6 protein-coding genes and 1 pseudogene are annotated in these 5,901 nt (G+C 70.1%); 3 read left to right on the top strand and 4 right to left on the bottom strand.

The window, feature by feature from the left end; translation table 11 throughout:
* Positions 1 to 354, bottom strand: a pseudogene (locus tag WBP48_RS07680) (hypothetical protein); the annotation flags it as partial.
* 323 nt (positions 355 to 677) lie between these two features.
* Here WBP48_RS07680 and WBP48_RS07675 point away from each other — a divergent pair.
* Both WBP48_RS07675 and WBP48_RS07670 read left to right on the top strand, forming a co-directional pair.
* Positions 678 to 1,094: a VanZ family protein gene (locus WBP48_RS07675; protein WP_424438476.1), complete on the top strand. Its 417-nt coding sequence runs from the start codon at positions 678 to 680 to the stop codon at positions 1,092 to 1,094.
* Positions 1,095 to 1,211: 117 nt separating this feature from the next.
* Positions 1,212 to 2,522 (top strand): UDP-glucose dehydrogenase family protein, encoded by a 1,311-nt coding sequence (locus tag WBP48_RS07670; RefSeq protein ID WP_424438473.1) that lies wholly within the window; start codon positions 1,212 to 1,214, stop codon positions 2,520 to 2,522.
* A gap of 18 nt (positions 2,523 to 2,540) precedes the next feature.
* On the opposite strand, the gene WBP48_RS07665 is transcribed toward WBP48_RS07670, so the two are convergent.
* From WBP48_RS07665 to WBP48_RS07655, 3 genes are all read right to left on the bottom strand, one after another.
* The gene (locus tag WBP48_RS07665) at positions 2,541 to 2,981 is read right to left on the bottom strand and encodes a Sec-independent protein translocase TatB (protein WP_424438470.1); all 441 of its coding nucleotides are present in this window, start codon (positions 2,979 to 2,981) and stop codon (positions 2,541 to 2,543) included.
* A 105-nt stretch (positions 2,982 to 3,086) separates the two neighbouring features.
* Positions 3,087 to 3,338 (bottom strand): twin-arginine translocase TatA/TatE family subunit, encoded by a 252-nt coding sequence (gene tatA, locus WBP48_RS07660; RefSeq protein WP_424438467.1) that lies wholly within the window; start codon positions 3,336 to 3,338, stop codon positions 3,087 to 3,089.
* A 92-nt stretch (positions 3,339 to 3,430) separates the two neighbouring features.
* Positions 3,431 to 4,357, bottom strand: a complete 927-nt coding sequence (locus tag WBP48_RS07655) for an AEC family transporter (protein ID WP_424438464.1) — start codon at positions 4,355 to 4,357, stop codon at positions 3,431 to 3,433.
* A 241-nt stretch (positions 4,358 to 4,598) separates the two neighbouring features.
* Here WBP48_RS07655 and WBP48_RS07650 point away from each other — a divergent pair, with 241 nt between their 5' ends.
* The gene (locus WBP48_RS07650; protein WP_424438461.1) at positions 4,599 to 5,264 is read left to right on the top strand and encodes an LPXTG cell wall anchor domain-containing protein; all 666 of its coding nucleotides are present in this window, start codon (positions 4,599 to 4,601) and stop codon (positions 5,262 to 5,264) included.
* The last annotated feature ends 637 nt before the right edge of the window (positions 5,265 to 5,901 follow it).

Raw genomic sequence — 5,901 nt, 5'->3', positions numbered from 1 at the left:
GGGTACGCCCTCGGCGAAGCGCCACAGGTCGCCGTCGGTGTGCGCGCGGGCGTCGGCCGTGAGTTCCGACAGGCGCGCCGCGGTCGCCTGCGCCCCGGCGGTGTCCCCCGTGAGGATCTGGTCCTTCACGGTCGTCGCCAGCGGAATCGCCTGCCGCAGGTCGTCACGCGCCGCGAACGCCTCATCCTTGAGCCGGTCGGCGACGAGCCATCCGGCGATGCCGATGCCGACGACAACGATCAGGATGCCGACGGGGACCCAGAACCGAAAACTCCTCAGCAGCGGGCGCTTGCGCTTCGCGCGCGGGGCGTCCGCTATCGCGGCGCGCCCCGATCGTCGGGTGGGATCGGACACCGGCCAAGTCTATTGAGAGTCATCCTGAACGATCGCCCTGCGGGTTTCGCGAGTAGGGGGTCTCGCGAGTAGGCGGGCTCGCGGGCTCGGTCTACACTGGGACCTTCGACGAGGGCGAGCGGGGGCCGCCTTCTGCCGCACGGGGAGGCTCAGTGGGCGCACATCAGCGTATCGACTTACCAGCGGGGTGGACCGTGCCCGGACAGGCCGTCAGTCCCCTCCCGCCGCAGGTGGCGGCCGCGCAGGCGGCATCCGCTCGCCGCCATGCCCCGCAGGCCGCGCAACCGCCGTCGCGGCGGTCGGCGTCGCGGTATCGTGGGCTCGTGCGCCGCCCTCAGGCGTGGCTGATCGGGTATCTGGTGCTTCTTACGGCCATCGCTTTCTGGCCGGTGCCCGTCGACTCCGGGGCGGGGCCGCTGCTGCGCCTGATCACGCGCATCCTGCCGATGCTGACCTACCACCGCATCGAGTTCAGCGCGAACATCCTGCTGTTCGTGCCGTTCGGGCTGCTCGTCGCACTCTTGCTGCCGCGGCGACGCTACCTCGTGCTGCCGATCGCCATCATCGCGGCGATGCTGATCGAATCGACGCAGGGGGTCCTGCTCGGCGCACGCACCGCGAGCCTGCTCGACATCGTCGCCAACACGACGGGGGCGTGCGCGGGGCTTCTCCTCGCGGAGCTCATCGAATGGCGGGGCCGCGCGCGCGACCGACCTCGCCCTCCGCTCATGGAACACTAGAGGGGCCGGCGTTGCCGCTGGCCCCGACGATCGCCCACCTGGCCGTCCCGCAGCATTCCGCTGCACCGCGCCACGCGTGTCACGCGATCCCGAACCCCCTTTGAGAAAGTGGTCTCCATGAAGTTGTCTGTCATCGGATGCGGTTACCTCGGCGCGGTCCACGCGGCGGCGATGGCCTCGATCGGCCACGAGGTGGTGGGCATCGACGTCGACCAGCGCAAGATCGACTCGCTCTCGCGCGGTGAGGCACCGTTCTTCGAACCGGGCCTGCAGGAGATCCTCACCGAAACGATCGCGTCCGGCCGTCTGCGCTTCACCACCGATCCCGCCGCGGCCAAGGGCTCGAAAGTCCACTTCATCGGGGTCGGTACCCCGCAGCAGAAGGACGGTCACGCCGCCGACCTGACCTACGTGAACACGGCCGTCAACTCCCTGATCCCCCATCTGGCCGAAGGTGACATCGTCGCGGGCAAGTCGACCGTCCCGGTCGGCACCGCCGCGGGGCTCGCCGAGAGGATCGTCCCCACCGGTGCGACCCTCGTCTGGAACCCGGAGTTCCTCCGCGAGGGATACGCGGTGCAGGACACGATCGACCCCGACCGCCTCGTCGCGGGCGTCCCCGCCGGTCCCGAGGGCGAGCGCGCCACCGAGACCCTTCGCGAGGTGTACCACCCCTCCGTCGCGAAGGGCACGCCGTTCATCGTCACCGACTACGCGACCGCCGAGCTCGTCAAGGTCTCCGCCAACGCGTTCCTCGCGACCAAGATCAGCTTCATCAACGCGATGGCCGAGATCGCCGAGGTCACCGGCGCCGATGTCACCCAGCTCGCCGACGCGATCGGCCACGACGCCCGTATCGGCCGCCGGTTCCTCGGTGCCGGCATCGGGTTCGGCGGCGGCTGCCTGCCCAAGGACATCCGCGCCTTCTCCGCCCGCGCCGAAGAACTCGGCCGCGGCGAGTCGGTCGCGTTCCTGCGCGAGATCGACGAGATCAACCTGCGCCGGCGCGACCGCGCCGTCCAGCTCGTCGTCGACGGCCTCGGCGGCTCGGTGTACGAGAGGAACGTGACGGTCCTCGGGGCGGCGTTCAAGCCGCACAGCGACGACATCCGCGACTCTCCCGCCCTCGACGTCGCCGTGCGCCTGCACGGGCTCGGCGCCAAGGTCACCGTGACCGACCCGGCCGCGATCGAGAACGCCCGCCGCGTCCACCCGCAGCTCGCCTACGTCGAAGACCGCGACGAGGCGCTGCGCGACGCGGATGCCGTCATCCTCGTCACCGAGTGGGACGAGTATCGCCGCCAGCTCCCCCCGGAGCACGCGTCGACCCTCACCACCGGGCGCGTCATCGTCGACGGCCGCAACGGGCTCGATCCCGCCGCGTGGCGCGCGGCCGGGTGGACCTACTACGGCATGGGGCGGCCCTGACGCTCCTTCACGCGGGCCTCAGGCGGCGGGTGCGGCAGGCTCAGCGGGCTCGTCGGGTGTGATCGACGGCAGGTTGGGGTCGGCGGCGGCGGGCTGAGGTGCGCCGGGCTCGGGTGCGCTCGGTTCGGGTGACGCGGTGTGGGCGGCGGGTTCGGTGCGCGCAGCGGGCAGCGCTGTGGGTGAGCCGGACGCCGGCGGAGTCGCGTCCTCGAGCAGGGCCTCCCGGATGATGCGTCGCGGGTCGTACTGGCGCGGGTCGAGCTTGCGCCATTCGACGTCGTCGAACTCGTCCCCCATCTCCTCCTTCACCCGCGCCTTGGCGCCATCGGCCCAACTGCGGGCGCGCGCGATGAAGCGGGCGACGGACTGCGCGAGAACAGGAAGCTTCTCGGGTCCGACCACCATCACCGCGACGATGGCGATGAGAAAGAGCTTCTCGGCATCCAATCCGAAGAACATGGCCTCAGACTCCCCTCGACGCGGTGTCGAGCGGGTCGAGCGTGCGCCGGGCGCGGGACGCGGACCGCTCCTTCCCCGGAGCGGGAACGGGGGACGCGCTCACCGTCAGGCGGTCGGGCGTGCGGATTCCGTACTGCCGGAGCCCGCGAGGGTGGACGTGATGCCGGTCGTGACCGTCGGCGTCCCTGACGCGGCATCCGCCACGCCATCCTCGTCCTTCATCGCCCTGATCTCGCCCTTGAAGGCGCGCGCCGACTGACCCATGCTCTTCGCGAGCGCCGGAAGCTTCGCGGCGCCGAAGAGCAGCAGGATGATGACGAGGAGGATGATCAGATGCCATCCTTGGAGGTTTGCCATGGGAGATCTCCTCGATAGGCGGGTTTCCGAGAGTCTAGCAAGCGTGCCCGTGCCGCGGCGCCGTCGCCCTTCGTTCCCCGTCGCAGACGTGCTCACACGAACAGCTGCGACATCAGCAGGATCACCGGCGCCGACGCGATCGTCGTCCACAACAGCACGTTGCGGACCACCGCCTCCGCTTCGCCGTACCGCGCGGCGTAGATGAACACGTTCTGGGCGGTCGGCAGGGCGGCGCAGACGGCGACGGCGAACACCGTCGTCGCGTCGAGGCCGAAGACCCAGGTGGCCAGGCCGATGGCGATCGCCGGTTGAACGAGCACCTTCAACACGATGGCGATGGCGACATCCCACCGGGACTCGCGCGGGACGGGCTCGGCGCGAAGTCCGATGAGTGACATCCCGAAAGCGAGCAGCATCACGGGCACCGTCATGTTCGCCACGAGCACGACGGGCTCGATGATCAGCTGCGGCACCTCGGTTCCGCTCGCGGCGACCAGCACGCCGAGCACCGCCGAGATCGTCACCGGGTTCCGCAACGGCATGACGAGCCGTCGCTTCCAGGATCCACTCGTGCCGCGACTGCGGCGGATGTCGAGGGTGATGAGCACGACCGGCGTGATGAGCGCGAGCTGGTAGAGCATGATCGGGGTGACGAAGGCGGCGCTGCCCAGCACGTAGTGCGACAGCGGCACGCCGAGGTTCGTCGAGTTGACGTAGCCGGCGCTCAACGCGCCGAGCAGGCCCGTCGCGAAAGGCCGGCGCCGCACGGCGGCGATCGCCAGGAACACGGAGATCACCGCGATCGTGCTGAGGAACGACACCAGCGCCGGCGTGCTGAACACGTCGTCAGGGTCCCCCTGCGCGAGCGTCGAGAACATCAGCGACGGAAGACCGATCAGAAACGACAGCCGTGCCAGCACTCCCGCACCCTGCGGACCGAGGGCCTCGGTGCGCCCCAGCACATAGCCGGTCGCCACGATCGCACCGACGATCGCAAAACCCTGGATCACCCCGTTCACGCCACCACCACGCTCAGGCACGTTACCCGGGCGGATGTCGCTGTGCTGACGGCAGCCCCGTGGGAAACGCCATTCGCCCGATGTTTCGAGCGGCGATCGGGCATTCTCGCTATAGTCCCGGCGAGGGGCAGAGGTCGAGTTTTGGTACGCGGCAAGTTCGTGAGTATCCTTTGAATCCTGATGTGTCGTCGGGACCGGGGCATGCTGTTGTCCGTCGACCAGGCCAAACTGGGAGTGTCACATGAAAACTCGATCCCGACTGCTCGTCGGAGCAGCAACGGTTGCGCTGGTAACCGGGGTAGCAATCGGCACCGGAGGCCTCGTCGCGTCGGCGGCACCGGCGGCCGGCCCCGACCTGAGCGCGGTCCTCGACTACCGCGTCGACGGTCAGGTCACGATCTCCGTGACGGCCGACAACCCCTCCGCCGACCCGGTGTATGGCTGGGCTGTCGTGAAGATGCCCTACGGTGGCAACGAGATTCTCGGGCCGACACCGGTCGCGCCCGGGGAGACCATCAGCTACAGCACCACTCTGACGGGTTGCGACTGCGAGGACCTTCCCAACACGGGTGCGATCGTCGGCGCCTCGACCGGCCCCGACGTCTCCGATCCCATCTGGACCTCGGGTGTCATCACCTACAAGGACCCGCGAGTGACCGTCCTCGGCTGTGACAACAAGCCGACCCCCACTCCGACGCCGACCCCCACACCGACGCCGACCCCCACACCGACGCCGACTTCCACGCCGACGGTCACCCCCACCCCGGTTCCCCCGGGCGGCGGTGGCGGCGGTGGCCTGCCGGCAACCGGTGGTGACTCCGCATGGCTGCTTCCGGCCACCGCGGTCGCCGGGCTCGCGATCGCCGGTGGTGCGACCCTCCTGGTGCGTCGCAAGCGCTCCTCGTAACGACGCCATAGCGACGCCATAGCGACAAAGACCCCGCCTCCTCCGACCCGCGTGCAGCGGCCGGGCGGAGGCGGGGTCTTTGTCGTGCCCGGCGGTGTGCGCCCTCGCCGTGCGCCGGACGAACAGTCCCCGGTCCAGCGCTTCATGCCGACCGTCGCCGCACGCGGGCCGCGGGGATTCACGAGGGAAGCGGACGCACCCCGGCATCCGTCCGCATCTCGGGTGAGTCTCCGCACGCCGCGCGCGCCACGCCGCGCGTCACGCCACGCGTCACGCCACGCCCAGGCCGCGCCGCGGCACGTCCATCAGGGCGCGATCAGCCGTGAGGAACACCTCGAGCAGGCGCGACCATCAAACAGCCAGCCCCGCACCCCGATGTGGGGTGCGGGGCTGGCGAGTCGTCGGCGCGCTACGGCTTACTCGTCCGACGCGATCAGGGGACCGGAGTCGTCGTCGGTGTCGAGGTCGAATCCGAGTTCAACGTCTGTCCGAGCCCTTGTGACGGCTCGGGAGTGGGCGTCGTCGGCTCGGGCGCCGGTGTCGTCGGCTCAGGAGCGGGCGTCGTCGGCTGGGGAGCAGGCGTCGTCGGCTGCGGAGCCGGCGTCGTCGGCTCAGGAGCGGGCGTCGTCGGCTGGGG

This window comes from Microbacterium sp. (genome assembly GCF_049661145.1).
Taxonomy (GTDB): Bacteria; Actinomycetota; Actinomycetes; order Actinomycetales; family Microbacteriaceae; genus Microbacterium.
The sequence above is the reverse complement of the archived record's forward strand: the minus strand, read 5'-3'. Positions and strand labels throughout refer to the sequence as shown.

Coding starts and splice junctions, on each gene's coding strand:
- WBP48_RS07670 (WP_424438473.1), top strand. CDS start 1,212: ATGAAGTTGTCTGTCATCGGATGCGGTTACCTCGGCGCGGTCCACGCG.
- WBP48_RS07665 (WP_424438470.1), bottom strand. CDS start 2,981: ATGTTCTTCGGATTGGATGCCGAGAAGCTCTTTCTCATCGCCATCGTC.
- tatA (WP_424438467.1), bottom strand. CDS start 3,338: ATGGCAAACCTCCAAGGATGGCATCTGATCATCCTCCTCGTCATCATC.
- WBP48_RS07650 (WP_424438461.1), top strand. CDS start 4,599: ATGAAAACTCGATCCCGACTGCTCGTCGGAGCAGCAACGGTTGCGCTG.